The 15,242-nt window shown below is 72.2% G+C and carries 15 protein-coding genes; 9 read left to right on the forward strand and 6 right to left on the reverse strand.

From position 1 onward, the window contains the following. Positions 1 to 17: 17 nt before the first annotated feature. The 5 genes from AB4030_RS18015 to AB4030_RS18035 all read right to left on the reverse strand — a co-directional run bounded on the left by AB4030_RS18015 (position 18) and on the right by AB4030_RS18035 (position 6,252). On the reverse strand, positions 18 to 695 hold the full coding sequence (locus tag AB4030_RS18015) for a Maf family protein (protein WP_442280583.1): 678 nt from the start codon (positions 693 to 695) through the stop codon (positions 18 to 20). An 86-nt stretch (positions 696 to 781) separates the two neighbouring features. After that, the gene (locus tag AB4030_RS18020) at positions 782 to 2,476 is read right to left on the reverse strand and encodes a DUF885 domain-containing protein (RefSeq protein WP_442280584.1); all 1,695 of its coding nucleotides are present in this window, start codon (positions 2,474 to 2,476) and stop codon (positions 782 to 784) included. An 84-nt stretch (positions 2,477 to 2,560) separates the two neighbouring features. Continuing rightward, positions 2,561 to 4,234 (reverse strand): Stk1 family PASTA domain-containing Ser/Thr kinase, encoded by a 1,674-nt coding sequence (pknB, locus tag AB4030_RS18025; RefSeq protein ID WP_442280585.1) that lies wholly within the window; start codon positions 4,232 to 4,234, stop codon positions 2,561 to 2,563. Between the two features lie 91 nt (positions 4,235 to 4,325). Next, positions 4,326 to 4,550: an acyl-CoA carboxylase subunit epsilon gene (locus tag AB4030_RS18030; RefSeq protein WP_442280586.1), complete on the reverse strand. Its 225-nt coding sequence runs from the start codon at positions 4,548 to 4,550 to the stop codon at positions 4,326 to 4,328. 28 nt (positions 4,551 to 4,578) lie between these two features. Further along, entirely contained in the window at positions 4,579 to 6,252 is a 1,674-nt protein-coding gene (locus tag AB4030_RS18035) for an acyl-CoA carboxylase subunit beta (protein WP_442280587.1), read from the reverse strand. 24 nt (positions 6,253 to 6,276) lie between these two features. Between AB4030_RS18035 and AB4030_RS18040 the strand changes: the two genes are divergently transcribed. The 8 genes from AB4030_RS18040 to purE all read left to right on the forward strand — a co-directional run bounded on the left by AB4030_RS18040 (position 6,277) and on the right by purE (position 13,505). Next, complete coding sequence (locus AB4030_RS18040; protein ID WP_442280588.1) at positions 6,277 to 7,173, forward strand: biotin--[acetyl-CoA-carboxylase] ligase; 897 nt, start codon at positions 6,277 to 6,279, stop codon at positions 7,171 to 7,173. Positions 7,174 to 7,180: 7 nt separating this feature from the next. Beyond that, on the forward strand, positions 7,181 to 8,311 hold the full coding sequence (locus tag AB4030_RS18045) for an adenylate/guanylate cyclase domain-containing protein (protein WP_442280589.1): 1,131 nt from the start codon (positions 7,181 to 7,183) through the stop codon (positions 8,309 to 8,311). Positions 8,312 to 8,331: 20 nt separating this feature from the next. After that, complete coding sequence (locus AB4030_RS18050) at positions 8,332 to 9,171, forward strand: enoyl-CoA hydratase-related protein (RefSeq protein ID WP_442280590.1); 840 nt, start codon at positions 8,332 to 8,334, stop codon at positions 9,169 to 9,171. Between the two features lie 152 nt (positions 9,172 to 9,323). Continuing rightward, positions 9,324 to 10,001: a response regulator transcription factor gene (locus AB4030_RS18055; protein ID WP_442280591.1), complete on the forward strand. Its 678-nt coding sequence runs from the start codon at positions 9,324 to 9,326 to the stop codon at positions 9,999 to 10,001. Between the two features lie 2 nt (positions 10,002 to 10,003). After that, positions 10,004 to 11,032: a sensor histidine kinase gene (locus AB4030_RS18060; RefSeq protein ID WP_442280592.1), complete on the forward strand. Its 1,029-nt coding sequence runs from the start codon at positions 10,004 to 10,006 to the stop codon at positions 11,030 to 11,032. Between the two features lie 59 nt (positions 11,033 to 11,091). Next, positions 11,092 to 11,739 (forward strand): GtrA family protein, encoded by a 648-nt coding sequence (locus tag AB4030_RS18065; protein WP_442280593.1) that lies wholly within the window; start codon positions 11,092 to 11,094, stop codon positions 11,737 to 11,739. Between the two features lie 21 nt (positions 11,740 to 11,760). Next, positions 11,761 to 12,957 (forward strand): 5-(carboxyamino)imidazole ribonucleotide synthase, encoded by a 1,197-nt coding sequence (locus AB4030_RS18070; protein ID WP_442280594.1) that lies wholly within the window; start codon positions 11,761 to 11,763, stop codon positions 12,955 to 12,957. A 50-nt stretch (positions 12,958 to 13,007) separates the two neighbouring features. After that, entirely contained in the window at positions 13,008 to 13,505 is a 498-nt protein-coding gene (gene purE, locus AB4030_RS18075; RefSeq protein ID WP_442280629.1) for a 5-(carboxyamino)imidazole ribonucleotide mutase, read from the forward strand. Between the two features lie 168 nt (positions 13,506 to 13,673). Here purE and AB4030_RS18080 read toward each other — a convergent pair whose 3' ends face one another. Continuing rightward, the gene (locus AB4030_RS18080) at positions 13,674 to 14,138 is read right to left on the reverse strand and encodes a CoA-binding protein (protein ID WP_442280595.1); all 465 of its coding nucleotides are present in this window, start codon (positions 14,136 to 14,138) and stop codon (positions 13,674 to 13,676) included. Positions 14,139 to 14,222: 84 nt separating this feature from the next. Between AB4030_RS18080 and AB4030_RS18085 the strand changes: the two genes are divergently transcribed. Beyond that, entirely contained in the window at positions 14,223 to 15,242 is a 1,020-nt protein-coding gene (locus tag AB4030_RS18085) for an LLM class F420-dependent oxidoreductase (RefSeq protein WP_442280596.1), read from the forward strand.

The raw sequence follows: 15,242 nt of genomic DNA on the forward strand, positions 1-15,242 counted from the left end.
GGCCCCGCGTGGCGCCGTCAGCCGCAGTCGGGCTGGCGCCGCACGCACCCCACGACGTCGAACCACTCGATGCCGGCGTCGGCGAGCAGCTCGCGCAGCAACGGCAGGGACAGGCCGACGACGTTGTGGTGGTCGCCCTCGACGGCCGTGATGAACGCGCCGCCGAGCCCGTCGATGGTGAAGGCGCCGGCCACCGTGAGCGGTTCGCCCGTGGCGACGTAAGCGGCGATCTCCTCGTCGGAGACCTCGGCGAAGTGGACGGTCGTCGACGCGGTCGCGCCGAGGGTCGCCCCGCCGCCGTTCCGCTCGTCGATGAGCCAGTGTCCGGTGTGCAGCACCCCGGAGCGGCCGCGCATCCGACGCCACCGCGCCACGGCCTCCTCGGCGTCGCCCGGCTTGCCGTGCACCTCGCCGTCGAGCTCGAGCACCGAGTCGCAGCCCAGGACGACGGCGTGGTCGTCGAGCCGGGAAGCGACATCCTCCGCCTTGGCGCGCGCCAGCAGCAACGCGATGTCGCCGGGGCCCAGCAGGCCGTAGCGGTCCGTCGCCTCGGCGACGGTGAGGTCCTCGTCGACGCCGCTCACGAGGACGACGGGCTCGATCCCCGCCGCGCGGAGGGTCGAGCGACGCGCGGGGGAGGCGGAGGCGAGGACGAGCTGGACGGTCGGCACGTCGGGGAGGGGGCTCGTCGGCATGACGACATGCTAGGCGCCGATCCGGAGCCGGCGGGCGTCAACGGCGCCACTCCGAGGAGCGGCGCCGTCAGCGATGCGGGCGGACCTCAGATCTCCTGGAGGACCGCTGCGCGCAGGGTGTCGAGGCCGACGCCGCCGATGTCGAGCGCCCGACGGTGGAAGGACTTGAGGTCGAACGCGTCGCCCTCGCGCTGCTTGACCTCGTCACGCAGCTGGAGCCACAGCCGTTCGCCGATCTTGTAGCTCGGCGCCTGGCCCGGCCAACCGAGGTAGCGGTTGAGCTCGAAGCGCAGGATCTTCTCGTCCATGAAGCCGTAGCGGGTCAGGTAGGTCCACGCCTTGTCGTAGTCCCACGCACCGCCGCCGACCTCGTCCGGGGCGTCGAAGCCGCAGTGCACGCCGATGTCGATGACAACGCGAGCGGCTCGAAGCGACTGTCCCGCAAGCCAGCCCATCCGGTTGCCCGGGTCGTCCATGTAGCCGAGCTCGGCCATGAGCCGCTCGGCGTAGAGCGCCCACCCCTCGCCGTGACCCGAGGTCCAGGCCTCGAGCCGGCGCCAGCGGTTGAGCAGCTCGGAGCGGTTGACCGTCTGTGCGACCTGGAGGTGATGGCCGGGGACCCCCTCGTGGTAGACGGTCGTCAGCTCGTTCCACGTGCGGAACTCGGTGTTGCCCTTCGGTACCGACCACCACATCCGGCCCGGCCGGCTGAAGTCGTCGGACGGCCCGGTGTAGTAGATGCCGCCGGTCTGCGTCGGCGCGATCATGCACTCGATGCGCTGCACCGGCCCGGGGATGTCGAAGTGCACGTCCTTGAGGTCGGCGATGACCTCGTCGGCGCGCTCCTGCATCCAGGCCTTGAGGGCGTCGGTGCCGTGCAGCTGGTACTTCTCGTCGGCGTCGAGGATCTCGACACCGCGCGCGACGCTGGCGCCGGCCTCGAGCCCGTCGGCGATCTCGCTCATCTGGGCGTGGAGGCTCGCGACCTCCTGCTGGCCCCAGCGGTAGGTCTCCTCGAGGTCGACGGTGGCACCGAGGAAGTAGCGCGACTCGAGGGCGTAGCGCTCGCGCCCGCAGGCGTCTGCCTCGGGCGCGTGCGGCAGCAGCTCCCGCTCGAGCCAGTCGGCCATCGCGCCGTATGCCGCCGACGCAGCCTGTGCGGAGGCGGCGAGCGCCGCCGCGAGCTCGCTCTCCAACGGCTCGTCGCCGACCGTGGCGTCGGCCACGATCTTGGCGAAGTAGCCGTCGTCGGCGGTGAGGTCGCGCGACTGCTCGGCGCAGGCCTCGACCTGGCGGCGCGGCGAGACCTGCCCACGCTCGCGGGCGAGGAGCAGCGCCTCCTGGTAGCCCTCGAGGGCGGCCGGGATCTTGCCCATCCGGGTCGCGAAGACGCGCCAGTCGTCCGCCGTCTGCTGCGGCATCAGGTCGAAGACGTCGCGGACGCTCTGGAGGGGCGACGCGAGGACGTTGAGCGACATCTCGTCGAGTCCCGCGGCATACCGGTCCTCGGCGAGCTGGAGGCGCTCGGTCATGGCGTCGACGGTGACCCGGTCGACGTCGTCGCTCGGGGTCGCGCCGGCGAGCTGGGCCAGCGTCGCCCGGCGCAGCTCGGCGGCGGCGGCGTTACCGGCGGGCGAGAGGTCGTCGAGATCCTCCTCGCCGCCGGGCACGCCGAGGAAGGTCGCGTTGATGGGACTGAGGGCGACGGCGGCCTCGAAGTAGGTCTCCGCGATGCGGTCGACGTCGGTCCGGGGTCGCGCGGTCTGGGTGTTGGCGGTCACCCGGTGAAGGTAATCGAGGCCGGCGCCGCGTGCCAGCACATTGTGCGCGGTCCGGCGGCGGTGGTCGCCGCCGCGGGTCGTGCGTCAGCCGCCGTTGGACGAGCCGCCCTTGTCGCCACCGCCCACGACGAGCACGACGACCCCGTCGGCCGCCCGGGCACCGGCCGCCGGCCACGTCGCCAGCACCTGCCCCTCCTTGCCGGGGGCGGGGATGGTGACTCGCGTGACCCGGACGTCCGTGCCGCCCAGGCGCTGCGTCGCGTCCGAGGCGCTGGTGCCGACGAGCCCGTCGGGGACGACGAACGAGGAGCTGACCTGGTCGGGTGCATGTCCACGGCTCACGACCAGGGCCACCGTCTGGCCCTTCGTCAGCGGCTGGCCCTCCGCGGGGAAGGAGCCCATGACCGCGCCGTCCGGTTGCGTCGAGCGCACGAGGACCCACCGCACGTTGACCCCGGAGCCGATGAGCTCGCGGACCGCGGCGTCGCGCTGCTGGCCGACCAGACCGGCGGGAACGGCGCTGCCGTCGGCAGGGGCGGAGGTGGTGGGCGGCGTCGAGGACGGCGTCGAGGAGCTCGCTGCGGGCTTGCCGGTGGCGGGCGGGGTGGCCGGGTCCGAACCCGACAGCAGGACGTAGGCGACCGTCGCGAGGAGCGCGACGACGACGGCGCCGAGCACCCAGACGACGGACCGCTTGCCGGACCGTCGGCGAGGCGCACCAGCGCTCGTGCGCTCGGTCGCGTCCACCGCTCCGGTCGGGGGACCCGACGGGACGGCCGGCATCATCGCCGTGTTCGACGCCGTGTTCGAGGCCGGGCTGGACGCCGTGCCCGACGGCAGGCCGGCCGTCGGGCTGGACGTCGTGGCGGCGAGGTCGAGGACCGCGGTCGCCTCGCCCAGCGGGAGGGCCCGGGTTGCAGCGTCGGCGCGCGTCTCGTGGACCCGCAGTGCGGCGGCCATCGCGTCGGCGTCGGGGTAGCGGTCGGCGGGCGCCTTCGCAGTGGCCCGCACGACGACCTCGTCGAGGTTCGCGGGCAGGTCGGCGACGCGCGAGCTGGGCAGCGGCACCGGCTCGTCGAGGTGGCGGATGGCGACCGCGACGGGGGTGTCGCCCTCGAAGGGGACGGCGCCGGTCAGCATCTGGAAGAGCAGGATCCCGAGCGAGTAGAGGTCGGACGCCGGGGTCGTGGTCTCCCCGCGGGCCTGCTCCGGGGCGATGTAGGCGGCGGTCCCCATGACCGTGCCGGTGTCGGTGATCGACGCCTGCCCGAGCGCGCGCGCGATCCCGAAGTCCGTGACCTTGACGGTGCCGTCGGGCCGGACGATGACGTTGCCCGGCTTGACGTCCCGGTGCACGACCCCGGCACGGTGGGCCACCGCCAGGGCGGCGCAGACCTGCTCGGCGATGCGCACGGCGTCGCTGGGGGTGAGCCGGCCGTGCTCGCGGATCAGGTGGGCGAGGTCCCAGCCCTCGGCATACTCCATCACGATGAAGTGGGAGGCGCCGTCGACGCCGTAGTCGTAGACCTGCGCGATGTTCGGGTGGGAGAGCGCGGCGGCCGTCAGGGCCTCACGACGGAAGCGCTCGACGAAGTCGGGGGACTCGGCGAAAGCCGGGGAGAGGACCTTGACGGCGACCTGTCGACCGAGGCGCTCGTCGGTCGCGAGATACACCTCACCCATGCCGCCGACGGCGATGCGCTCGCCCAGCAGGTAGCGCTGAGCGATGCGGACGGCGGGTGAGGAGTCGACAGACATGGGCATCGACTTTAGAGGAAGCGCCCCCCTGCGGGCCAACCGAAGCGGCTCGAGCGGCGCCCGGTGGACGGTCGGCGCCCGACTCAGCGGGTCAGCGGGGAAGGGCGCTCGTGCGCCAGCCGTCGCGGGTGCGGGACGGGCCGACGAGCCGCCAGGACGGGTCGGACCACGCCGAGCGTGCGTGCTCAGGAGCGGATTCCTCGCCGCCCAGGGCCGAGAGGACGACGACGAGCGCCGCGACCTCCTCAGCCGTCGCGTTGCCCGTCACGGACAGCGTCGGGCTCGCTGCGCTCGCGCTGTGCTCGTTCTCGCTCAAACCAAGCTCCTTCGGTGCGGTTCGAGCGTCACAGCGGGATGTTCCCGTGCTTCTTGGGCGGCAGCGTCTCGCGCTTGTTCTGCAGCGCCCGCAGGGCCCGGGTGACGTTCATCCGCGTGTTGGACGGGCTGATGACGGTGTCGATGTAGCCACGCTCCGCCGCGACGTAGGGGTTGGCGAGCGTCTCCTCGTAGTGCGTGATGAGCTCCTGGCGCTGGGCCTCGACGTCACCGCCCTTCTCCGCGGTGTGCTTGAGCTCCTTGCGGTAGAGGATGTTGACGGCGCCCTGGGCCCCCATGACGGCGATCTGCCCGGTCGGCCACGCGAGGTTGATGTCGGCGCCGAGGTGCTTGGAGCCCATGACGTCGTAGGCGCCGCCGTAGGCCTTGCGGGTGATGACGGTGATCTTCGGGACGGTGGCCTCGGCATACGCGTAGATGAGCTTGGCGCCGCGGCGGATGATGCCGTCCCACTCCTGGCTCGTGCCGGGCAGGAAGCCGGGCACGTCGACGAAGGTCAGCACCGGCACGTTGAAGCAGTCGCACGTGCGCACGAACCGCGCGGCCTTCTCGGAGGCGTCGATGTCGAGGCAGCCGGCGAACTGCATCGGCTGGTTGGCCACGACACCGACCGACATCCCGTCGATGCGGGCGAAGCCGGTGATGATGTTCGGCGCGAAGAGCGGCTGCACCTCGAGGAACTCACCGTCGTCGACGACGTGCTCGATGACGTGCTTCATGTCGTAGGGCACGTTGGGCGAGTCGGGGATGCACGTGTCGAGCCAGCGGTCGTCGTCGGTGACCGACAGGTCGCCGTCCCCGTCGCCGTAGGTCGGCGGGGTGTCCATGTTGTTGCTCGGCAGGTAGGACAGCAGCGCCTTGACGTAGTCGATGGCGTCCTGCTCGTCGGTGCCCATGTAGTGCGCGACACCCGACTTGCTGTTGTGGGTCTGGGCGCCGCCCAGCTCCTCGAAGCCGACGTCCTCACCGGTGACGGTCTTGATGACGTCGGGGCCGGTGATGAACATGTGCGAGGTCTGGTCGACCATGACGGTGAAGTCGGTGATGGCGGGGGAGTAGACCGCGCCCCCGGCGCACGGGCCCATGACCAGCGAGATCTGCGGGATGACACCCGAGGCGCGCACGTTGCGGAAGAAGATCTCGCCGTAGAGGCCGAGGGAGACGACGCCCTCCTGGATGCGGGCGCCACCGGAGTCGTTGAGGCCGATGACCGGGCAGCCGATCTTCATCGCGAAGTCCATGACCTTGACGATCTTCTCGCCGAAGACCTCGCCGAGGGAGCCGCCGAAGACGGTGAAGTCCTGGGCGAAGACAGCGACCTGGCGACCGTCGACCATGCCGTAACCGGTGACGACGCCGTCGCCGTAGGGGCGGTTCTTCTCCTGGCCGAAGTTGTTGCTGCGGTGCCGGGCGTACTTGTCGAGCTCGATGAAGGTGCCCTCGTCGAGGAGCATCTCGATGCGCTCGCGGGCCGTCTTCTTGCCGCGCGCGTGCTGCTTCTCGACGGCCCGTTCCGACCCCGCGTTGGCGACCTCGGCGACGCGGCGCCGGAGGTCGGCGAGCTTGCCGGCGGTGGTGGCGAGGTCGGGCGCTGGGGACGCTGGGGACGCCTGCGCCGCGGGCGTCGTGCTGGGGTCGGCCGTGCTGGTCGGCTGCTCTGCGATCACGTGATCGGTTGCCATGCTCGGCACTCTAGCCTTGTGGACGTGCGCGATTCGCTCGACATCGAGACTGTGAGTGCGGCCTTGGTCACGTCCGGACGGCCGTGGCGCGGGGTCGAGTTCCACCCCGCCCTCGGGTCGACGAACACCCGGCTGCGCGAGCTGCTCAGCGGGTCATCCCCGACGAGCGGTGCGTATGCCGTGTCGTCGGGAGACGACGACGACCGCGGCCTCTGGTGGGTCGTCCTGACCGACCACCAGACCGGCGGGCGCGGGCGGCTGGGACGCGCCTGGACCGTTCCCGACCGCGCCTCGCTCGCGGTCAGCGTCGCGGTGCCCGTCACCGATGCCACGCAGGCCGGCTGGATGCCGCTGCTCGCCGGGCTCGCCCTCGCGCGTGCCGTGCGCGAGGTGTCGGAGCGGGCCGGGCGGCCGCTCACGGCTCGGCTCAAGTGGCCCAACGACGTGCTCCTCGCCGACGACGGGGACCGGAAGCTCAGCGGCATCCTGTGCGAGCTGGTCACGTCCGGGGGCCGCCAGGTGGTCGTCGTCGGGACCGGCGTCAACATCGACCAGACCCGGACCGAGCTGCCGGTGGAGACCGCCACGTCACTGGCGCTCGCAGGCAGCCAGGTGCGCCGCGAGGACCTCCTGCTCGCCTACCTCGACCACCTCACCCGGGTGCTCGCGGGCGCGGGCGTGCAGGGCGCTGCCGGCGAGGGGGCCGACGACGGCGCCGCGGTGCGGGCGGCATACCGCTCCGCGTGCTCCACCCTCGGTCTCCGCGTCCGGGTGCACCTGCCCGCAGGTGGCGCCGCCGAGGGCACCGCCGTCGCGGTCGACGACGACGGCGGGCTCGTGGTGCGCACCGGCGAGGACACCCGGACGTTCGCCGCCGGTGACGTCGTCCACGTCCGACCCGCCGCCGGCGGACTGGCATGATCGGCCCATGACCGAGCCGGGCAGCGCTGGCACCGAGCCAGCCGGGCGGGTGAGCGAGGACTACACCGAGCAGCTGCTCGGTCGTCCGCTCGACCTGCGCCGCCGCGACGTCAGCCGCGGCGCCGAGGTGTCCCTGCTCTCGGCGCGCAAGTTCTGGCACGCCCTGGGCTTCCCCGTGGTGGACACGGACGACGAGCTGTTCACCGAGGCGGACCAGAAGGCGCTGGCCGCGGTCGCCGGCATCGTCCGGGACGGGCTCCTCGACGAGCAGACGGCGCTCGCGATGACGCGGGCCTTCGCCCGGTCGGCCGACCGCCTCGCGGGGTGGCAGTCCCAGCTCATCGCCGAGGCCGTCGAGACGCACATGACGGCCGCTCTCGCCGACGAGGGTGACGACGACGACCACGAGTCCCGCTCGGTGCCGAGCCTCGAGACCGCCACCGAGACGGCGAAGCGTCTCGCCGTGCTCACCGACCGCCTCGAGCCGCTCCTCGTCTACGCCTGGCGCCGGCACCTGTCGGCCACGGTGGCCCGCATGCTCGCCGACGCCGACCCCGAGGCCTACGGCATGACGAAGATGCGGTCCGTGGGCTTCGCGGACCTCGTCAACTTCACGGCGCTCGTCCGTCGGATGTCCGAGCGCGACCTCGCGCGGCTGGTCTCCCGCTTCGAGGCGCTCTCGGCCGACGTCATCACCGCCCACGGCGGACGCCTCATCAAGACGGTCGGCGACGAGGTGCTCTTCACGACGGTCGGCGCGGCGCCCGCTGCGGCCATCGCGCTCGACCTCGTCGAGACGATGACGAACGACGACGTCCTGCCCGACGTGCGCTGCGGCATGGCCCGCGGCCCGATCATCAGCCGGCTCGGCGACGTCTTCGGCACGACCGTCAACCGGGCCTCCCGCCTGACCGCCGTCGCCCAGGCCGGCAGCGTGCTCGTCGACGCGACGATGGCCCGCGAGCTCGCCAGCCTCTCCGGCTTCGAGCTGACCGGACAACGCCGCCGCATCCTGCGCGGCGTCGGACCCGTGACCCCGTCGCTCCTGCGCCGGGCGACGTCCGCCGGTCGCCGCTCCGTCTCGGGAGCCCCGGCTCCCGACCCCACCCACCGAGCCGGCTCGTCCGCCGACACGTGACCGACCGAGGAGACCGACGTATGCCGTCACTGCCGACTGGAGCCGACGCCACCGCGAGCGGGGGGTCGGACGCACTCGTGCGCGTCGAGCGCTTCGAGGACCCCGCGCTCGCGCACGTCGCCGAGATCGTCCTCGACCGGCCCGAGGCCATGAACGCCGTCTCCACGGCGATGGCCCGCGCCATCGCCGCGGCGACGGCCCGGGTCGCGGCCGACGAGACGGTGCGCTGCGTCCTGCTGACCTCGAGCCACGAGAAGGCGTTCTGCGTCGGGGCCGACCTCAAGGAGCGCAACGCCTTCACGGACGCCGACCTCATGGAACAGCGGCCGGTGGCGCGGGCGGCCTACGGCGGTGTCCTCGACCTGCCCGTGCCGGCGATCGCGGCGGTCGACGGTTTCGCGCTCGGCGGCGGCTTCGAGCTGGCCCTCTCGTGCGACGTCGTCGTCGCCGGCGACGGGGCCGTCGTCGGCCTGCCCGAGGTCAGCGTCGGCGTCATCCCGGGTGGGGGCGGCACGCAGCTGCTCGTGCGCCGCATCGGGTGGTCGCGCGCGGCCAAGGCGATCTTCACCGCGTCCCGCATGCCCGCGCGCGAGGCCCTCGAGCTCGGAGCCGTCGACGAGGTCGTGCCCGCCGGCACCGCCCGCGACCGGGCGCTCGAGCTGGCCCGGGCCATCTCGGCCAACTCGCCCGTCGGCCTGCGCAACGCGAAGCGTGCCATGCGGCTCGGGGCCGACGTCGGCCTCGACGCGGGCCTCGAGATCGAGGACGCCTGCTGGCGGGCCACCGCCTTCTCCGGCGATCGGCGTGAGGGGGTCGCCGCCTTCGCGGAGAAGCGTCGTCCCGTCTGGCCCGGGCGCTGACTCGTGCCGCCGGGCTGCTGGGTGCCAGCCGGCCCGGTGGGCCGGGAGCATCTCCGCGGACGGGCGGGGCGTCAGGGTGCATTTCGGGCCGATGTGGATAGGCTCACCTCGGTCGGTGCGCCTTCGGACCGGCAGATCTTGAGGACGGTGACATGACCCGAGTGCTCCTGGCGGAGGACGACACAGCCATCTCCGAACCGCTGGCCCGTGCACTGCGGCGGGAGGGCTACGACGTCGACGTGCGCGAGGACGGCCTGGCCGCCCTCGACGGCGCCAAGGAGAACCCCGACCTCGTGCTCCTCGACCTCGGGCTGCCGAAGATCGACGGCCTCGAGGTGTGCCGTCGCATCCGGGCCGAGGGGCGCGCCATCCCCGTGCTCATCCTCACCGCGCGTGCCGACGAGGTCGACACCGTCGTGGGCCTGGACGCCGGCGCCGACGACTACGTCACGAAGCCGTTCCGGCTCGCCGAGCTGCTCGCTCGCGTGCGGGCGCTGCTGCGTCGCACCCCGACCGAGGTCGCGGCGACCGGCGAGCTCGTCCGCATCGACTCCGAGGGGCGACGGGCCTGGTTCAAGGGCGAGGAGCTGCAGCTGACCGCCAAGGAGTTCGACCTGCTGCGGGTCCTCGTGCGCGAGCAGGGCAAGGTCGTCTCCCGTGAGCAGCTCATGCGCGAGATCTGGGACACCGCGTGGTTCGGCTCCACGAAGACCCTCGACATGCACATCTCCGTCCTGCGCCGGAAGCTCGGCGACGACGCGACCTCGCCGCAGTACATCGCCACGGTCCGTGGCGTCGGCTTCCGCTTCGAGCGCCCTCAGGTCGACTGACCGTGCGCCGGGTGCTCGACCGGATGGCCCTTGTCGGCGCAGTCGTCTGCGCCGGGTCGTTCGTCCTGCTCTCGACCGTCGTCGTCGCGTGGGCCGTCATGCAGCGGCCGGAGGCCATCACCTCGTGGGTCGTCTCCGACCCGTCCGTCGGCGTCGTCCGCTTCGGCGCCCTCATGCTGGGGGTGGGCGCCATCGGCGGTGGTGCGGCCTACCTCAGCACGCTGGGCGCCCGGGCCCGCGTCGAGCAGTCGTCGCAGGAGCTCGTCCAGCTCGCGAACCGCTTCGCCGCCGGGGAGGCGCGCCTGACGCCGGTGCACTCCGACATCGACGAGATCGACCACGTGTCGGGGGTCATGAACCGTCGGGCCCACGACATGACGAAGTCGCTCGCCGCCGAGCGGGACTTCGCCGCTGACGCCTCGCACCAGCTGCGCACGCCGCTGACGGCCCTGCTCATGCGCCTCGAGGAGATCTCCGAGACCGACGACGCCGAGGTGGTCAAGGAGGAGGCCACCATCGCCATCGCCCAGGTCGAGCGCCTGACCCGTGTCGTCGACGACCTCCTCGGCCGCACCCGCGGGTCCGGAGGGCCGTCGCCGGCGGTGTCGCTCGACTCGGTCATCGCCGCCCTGCAGCGTGAGTGGCAGCCCGCCTTCGAGCAGGCTCGACGCTCGGTACGGGTGCGCGGGGAGCGAGGTCTCTTCGTCCGGTCGACGCCGGTCGCCCTGTCGCAGGTGCTCTCGACGCTCCTGGAGAACTCCCTCGTGCACGGTCGCGGGACGGTGGACGTGCACGCCCGCCGGTCCGGCCCGTCGGTCATCATCGAGGTCAGCGACCAGGGGGACGGGGTGCCCGCGGCCATGGCGCCGCACATCTTCGAACGCTCGGTCAGCAGCGGGGCCGGTGGCAGCACCGGTCTCGGGCTCGCCCTGGCGCGCGACCTCGCCGAGTCCAACGGCGGCCGCCTCGACCTGGTCCAGGCCCAGCCCGCCCGCTTCGCGCTCTTCCTCTCCGAGGCGGAGACGGACTGACCCGGCCCGACGGTCCGATCCCGCCCGGGACACCCGGCCGCGCGGGATAGGGTGCCCCGGTGAGGCGCCTGCATGAGTTCCTGTTCGTGCGCCACCGGCACAACTGGCTGCTGCTGCTCCGGTTCGCCGTGGTGGGCGCCTCCGGCGTGCTCGTCAACCTGCTGACGCTCGTCATCGTCAAGAAGCTCGGACCGGGCTTCAATCAGGCGATCGTCCCCGTGCCCGGCACCGAGTTCAACGTCCGCTGGTACCACGCCTACTCGACCTTCGCCTTCCTCGTGGCGAACCTCTGGAACTTCCAGCTGAACCGGACCTGGACGTTCCGCACGAGCAAGCGCGCGAGGTGGTGGCACGAGTACTGGCCGTTCCTCGCGGTCGGGCTCCTGGGACAGGTCGTCGGTCTGGTGCTGCTGACCCTGCTCATGCACCTCGACTCACCGATCCACCTGTCGCCCACCGTGCTCGACGACTCCACCGGCTTCCGCACGCGGCTCTACTGGGCCCAGCTCATCGTCATCGTCGTCGTCACCCCGATCTCCTTCGTGCTCAACAAGCTGTGGACCTTCGCGGCGGTGCGCACCCACCACCCCGATCTCGCCGACCCGAGCCACGTCGAGGCGGCCCTGACCGACGAGAGCCTCCACAGCGCACCCGGCGCGGGCCAGCCGGCGAGCGCCGGACCGGGCCGCCACGACCGTCCCGCCTGAGGCCGACTACCCTTGGGACGCGTGAGCAAGCCGAAGCGCGCCCCCGGAGGATTTCCCGTCGTCGGCGTCGTCGGGGGTGGACAGCTCGCCCGCATGATGCAGGGCCCGGCCGTCGAGCTGGGCGTCCAGCTGTCGGTGCTCGCCGAGAGCGACACCGCTGCTGCCGCGCTCGTCGTGCCGAGCTCGCCGGTGGGGGAGCACACCGACCTCGAGACGGTGCTCGAGTTCGCCCGCCACTGCGACGTCGTCACGTTCGACCACGAGCACGTGCCGCCGGCCGTCCTCGAGGCGCTCGAGGCCGACGGGGTCGCCATCCACCCGACCCGCGCCGCCCTGAACTTCGCCCAGGACAAGCTCGCCATGCGTGAGCGCCTCACCGCGCTGGGCATCGCCTGTCCGCGGTGGTCCCGCGCCACGACTGCCCAGGAGGTCACCGCCTTCGGGGACGAGGTCGGCTGGCCGATCGTCGCCAAGACGCCCCGCGGCGGTTACGACGGCAAGGGCGTGGCCGTCGCGTCGTCGGCTGACGACCTCACCGAGTGGATCGCCCGGATCGGTGAGCCCGGTCCGCTCGAGGGCGGTCTGCTCCTCGAGGAGAAGGTCGACTTCGTCCGCGAGCTCGCGGTGCTCATCGCCCGCAGCCCGTCCGGCCAGGCGGCGGCGTGGCCGGTCGTCGAGACGGTCCAGACCGACGGCATCTGCACCGAGGTCCTCGCCCCCGCGCCGGCGCTCGACGCAGACCTCGCGTCCGTCGTCACCGAGGCCGCGCTCCGGATCGCCGGCGAGCTCGATGTGACCGGCGTGCTCGCCGTCGAGCTGTTCGAGGTGCGTCCCGGGAAGGGCGGCGCAGCGGCATACGTCGTCAACGAGCTCGCGATGCGCCCGCACAACAGCGGCCACTGGTCGATGGACGGCGCCGTCACCGGGCAGTTCGAGCAGCACCTGCGTGCGGTCCTCGACCTGCCGCTCGGCGACCCCAGGCCGCGGGCGCCGTGGACCGTCATGGCCAACGTCCTCGGCGGCGACTTCGAGCACCTCTACCCGGCCTACCGCCACATCATGGCCCGCGACCCCGGCGCCAAGGTCCACGTCTACGGCAAGGGCGTGCGTCCGGGTCGAAAGATCGGCCACGTCAACGTCAGCGGCGCCGACCTGGGCGATGCCCGCGAGCGCGCGGGCCACGCGGCCGACTACCTCCGAGGAGTGATCACCGAGTGAGCGAGACCGCCGTGAACGCAGCGAGCCCAGCACCCGTCGTCGGCATCGTCATGGGCAGCGACAGCGACTGGCCCGTCATGCGTGAGGCCGCCCGCGCCCTCGAGGAGTTCGGCATCCCCTACGAGGCCGACGTCGTCTCGGCCCACCGGATGCCCGACGAGATGATCGCCTACGGCCAGAAGGCGGCCGCGCGCGGTCTGCGGGTCGTCATCGCCGGGGCCGGGGGAGCAGCGCACCTGCCCGGCATGCTCGCGTCGGTGACGCCCCTCCCGGTCGTCGGCGTGCCGGTCCCGCTGAAGTACCTCGACGGCATGGACTCGCTCCTCTCGATCGTCCAGATGCCGGCCGGCGTGCCGGTCGCGACCGTGTCGATCGGGGGCGCCCGCAACGCGGGTCTGCTCGCTGCGCGCATCGTCGGCACGGGCACGGACGACCTGTCGGTCGACGTCCGCGAGCAGATGGTCGCCTTCCAGGCCGACCTGCGCGACCAGGCGCACGCCAAGGGCGCGTCGCTGCGCGAGCAGGTGGCGCACGGGCTCTCGGACTGAGCGCCCGAGGGGTGCGTCAGTGCTGCGTGGGGTGCAGCAGTGACGTAGGAATGCCACGTCAGTGCTGCGTGGGGTGCAGCAGTGACGTAGGAATGCCACGTCAGTGCTGCGTGGGGTGCAGCAGTGACGTAGGGGACGGCGAGAACGATGAGGCCCGCGCTGGCGCCGTCAGTCGGTCACGGCCGCGGCGCCGTCGCCGGGGTGGATCCGGGGGTACTCGATCTTCGGGCAGGTGTCCATGACGACCGCGAGCCCAGCCTGCTCGGCGCGGGCAGCTGCCTGCTCGTCGACGACCCCGAGCTGCAGCCACAGCGCCTCGATGCCGAGTCGCTCCCGCTCGGCGATCGCCTCGTCGACGACGGCACCGACCCGCTCACTGTTGACGAAGCAGTCGACGACCTTGACGACGGTGCCGTCCGGGATGTCGGACAGGGTCTTGTAGCCCTGGCAGCCGTGCACGCGGGCGGCGCTCGGGTGCACCGGGACGAGACGGATCCCGAGCTCGCGCTGGAGCCACAACGACACGCGGTAGGCCGTGCGGTCGGGGTTGTCGCCGAGGCCGACGACGGCCCAGGAGGCAGGGGTGTGCAGCAGGTCCCGGATGACGTCCGGGTCGTTGTGGTGCGGACTCATCCCGTCATCCTCACACGTAGGTGCACGTAGGTGCCCGCAGGTCGCGTCCGGACCGGCCACGGGCGACCGTGGTTGGATGAGGGAATGCGATTCGGAATGTTCGTTCCCCAGGGCTGGCGGATGGATCTCGTCGGCATCGAGCCGGCCCAGCAGTGGGAAGTCATGGTCAACCTCGCCAAGCACGCCGACGACGGAGACGTCTTCGAGTCGATCTGGGTCTACGACCACTTCCACACGGTGCCGCAGCCCTCGGGCGAGGCGACGCACGAGGCGTGGTCGCTCATGGCGGGCTTCGGCGCCGCGACGAGCCGGGTCCGCCTCGGCCAGATGTGCACGTGCATGGCCTACCGCAACCCCGCCTACCTCGCGAAGGTCGCCGCGACCGTCGACGTCATCTCCGGAGGCCGCACCGAGATGGGCATCGGCGCCGGCTGGTACGAGCACGAGTGGCGCGCCTACGGCTACGGCTTCCCCAAGGCCGGCGACCGCCTCGGCGCGCTCCGCGAGGGCGTCCAGGTCTTCCGCGACATGTGGACCAAGGGGTCGGCCACGCTCGACGGGAAGTACTACCAGGTCGACGGCGCCCTCTGCGCTCCGCGGCCGCTGCAGGGCACGAGCCACCCGGGGAGCGTCCTCAACGGCATCCCCATGTGGATCGCCGGCGGCGGCGAGAAGGTGACGCTGAAGATCGCGGCCCAGTACGCCGACTACACGAACTTCGACGGCAGCCCCGAGGGCTTCGACCACAAGAGCGCGATCCTCGAAGGCCACTGCGACGACCTCGGCCGCGACTTCGGCGACATCGTCCGCTCGGCCAACTACAACGTCGTCATCGGTGAGACCGAGGCCGACGTCGAGGACCGTCTCCAGTTCTACGGCGAGCTGCTCCGCAAGGGCGGCGTGGCCGACGCCAAGGCCGCGGCAGCCGTCGACGACCTGCGCAAGCAGCCCGCGGTCGGCACGCCCGAGAAGATCGTCTCGATGTTCAAGGACATGGAGGCGCGCGGCATGACGTACGCCATCACGTACTTCGCCGAGGCCGCCTACGACCGCTCCGGCATCGAGCTCTTCGAGCAGACCGTCGCCCCCGAGCTCGCGGGCTGA

It is taken from the genome of Terrabacter sp. 2YAF2, assembly GCF_052114705.1.
Taxonomy (GTDB): Bacteria; Actinomycetota; Actinomycetes; order Actinomycetales; family Dermatophilaceae; genus Terrabacter.

Bases quoted from the DNA above. Each gene is read 5' to 3' on its own strand.
- AB4030_RS18085 (WP_442280596.1), top strand. From the start codon at position 14,223: ATGCGATTCGGAATGTTCGTTCCCCAGGGCTGGCGGATGGATCTCGTC.
- AB4030_RS18080 (WP_442280595.1), bottom strand. From the start codon at position 14,138: ATGAGTCCGCACCACAACGACCCGGACGTCATCCGGGACCTGCTGCAC.
- AB4030_RS18050 (WP_442280590.1), top strand. From the start codon at position 8,332: ATGCCGTCACTGCCGACTGGAGCCGACGCCACCGCGAGCGGGGGGTCG.
- AB4030_RS18055 (WP_442280591.1), top strand. From the start codon at position 9,324: ATGACCCGAGTGCTCCTGGCGGAGGACGACACAGCCATCTCCGAACCG.
- pknB (WP_442280585.1), bottom strand. From the start codon at position 4,234: ATGTCTGTCGACTCCTCACCCGCCGTCCGCATCGCTCAGCGCTACCTG.
- AB4030_RS18035 (WP_442280587.1), bottom strand. From the start codon at position 6,252: ATGGCAACCGATCACGTGATCGCAGAGCAGCCGACCAGCACGGCCGAC.
- AB4030_RS18045 (WP_442280589.1), top strand. From the start codon at position 7,181: ATGACCGAGCCGGGCAGCGCTGGCACCGAGCCAGCCGGGCGGGTGAGC.
- AB4030_RS18015 (WP_442280583.1), bottom strand. From the start codon at position 695: ATGCCGACGAGCCCCCTCCCCGACGTGCCGACCGTCCAGCTCGTCCTC.
- purE (WP_442280629.1), top strand. From the start codon at position 13,008: ATGGGCAGCGACAGCGACTGGCCCGTCATGCGTGAGGCCGCCCGCGCC.